Source organism: Streptomyces sp. FH025 (assembly GCF_017427025.1).
Lineage (GTDB): Bacteria > Actinomycetota > Actinomycetes > Streptomycetales > Streptomycetaceae > Kitasatospora.
In genome coordinates this window covers 1-1,417 of record NZ_JAFLNG010001139.1, presented here as the reverse complement: position 1 = coordinate 1,417, position 1,417 = coordinate 1, and the positions used below count along the sequence as shown (strand labels likewise).

Annotated in this window: 1 protein-coding gene and 1 pseudogene; both read left to right on the top strand. The window is 75.3% G+C overall.

The annotated features are described in order from the left end of the window. Positions 1-1,133, top strand: a 1,133-nt coding sequence (locus tag J0670_RS37985; RefSeq protein WP_207817325.1) for a pyridoxal-dependent decarboxylase, incomplete at its 5' end; no start/stop codon positions are given. 77 nt (positions 1,134-1,210) lie between these two features. Further along, positions 1,211-1,417: pseudogene (locus J0670_RS37980) on the top strand (GNAT family N-acetyltransferase); the annotation flags it as partial.

The window sequence follows — 1,417 nt, the reverse complement described above, 5'->3', positions numbered from 1 at the left end:
TGAACCCCAGCTCGGCCGGCGGCGACCACGCCGACGTCCACCTGGAGCGCGCCGTGGTCCGCTGGATAGCCGAGCTCGTCGGCTTCCCGCACCCGGCCGGCGGCGGGCTGCTCACCTCCGGCACCTCGATGGCGACCATCGTGTGCCTCGCCGCCGCCCGCAACCGCGCCGCCCGGCTGGCCGGCCGGGACGTCCGCGAGGACGGCCTGGCGGGCCTGCCGCCGCTGGTCGGCTACGTCACCGGCGAGACCCACTCCTGCGTCCGCAAGGCGGCCGAGCTCCTCGGCCTCGGCAGCCGGCACCTGCGCACCGTCGCCACCGGCCCCGACGGCCTCCTGGACGCCGCCGAGCTGCGGTCGGCCGTCGAACGCGACCGCGCGGACGGGCTGCTGCCCTTCCTGGTGGTCGCCTCGGCCGGAACCGTCGGCACCGGCGCGGTCGACGCCTTCGGCCCGATCGCCGACCTGTGCGAGGAACAGGGCCTGTGGCTGCACGTGGACGGCGCGTACGGCGCCTTCGGCCGGCTCGACCCGGCCATCGCGCACCGCTACGCCGGCCTGGAGCGCGCCGACTCGCTCGCCCTCGACCCGCACAAGTGGCTCGGCGTCCCGGTGGACTGCGGCTGCGCGCTGGTCCGCGACACCGACGAGCTGCGCGGCACCTTCAGCCTCGTCCCGTCCTACCTGCGCGACGAGGCGGCCGGCTCGCTCGGCTGGTTCTCCGAGTACGGCACCGAGCAGACCCGCCCGTTCCGCGCCCTCAAGGTCTGGGCCACCATCGCCCACCGCGGCCGCACCGGCCTCGCCCGGGACATCGCCCACTGCACCGCGCTCGCCCGGAGGCTCGGCGAACTCGTCGAAGCCGACGGGGAGTTGGAGCTGCTCGCGGAGGTGCAGACCTCGATCGTCGCGTTCCGCCACCGCGCCCCGGGCCTGGACGAAGCCGCCCTCGACGCCCTCAACCGCGAGCTCCCGGTCGCCGTCCAGCGGCGCGGGCGGGTCTTCGTCACCGGAGCCCGCCTCGGCGAGCGCGAGATGCTCCGCGCCTGCCTGCTCAACGCCGCCACCACCGAGGAGGACCTCCGCCTCCTGCTCGACGAGGTCAAGGCCGCGGCGCGCGAACTGCAGCCGTAACACCCCCGGACGGACCTTAACGGCCGGGTCACGACGGGTTCGTGATCGGGAAACACCGGTCGGGCACGGTGGAGGCCATGGAGCACTCGAAGCCTTCCTTCCACCGTGCCCGCCGCTGGCGCCGCGACACCGTCGAACTCGCCGCCGCCTTCCTCTCCGTCACCGCCGCCGACCTGATCGCGAAGGTCGTCCTGCACGGCTCCGACGGCCCGATCGTCCTCGCCACCTCCGCCCTCGCGCTGCTCGCCGCCACCCTGCTGCACGCCTGGTGGTCCCCGCACGCC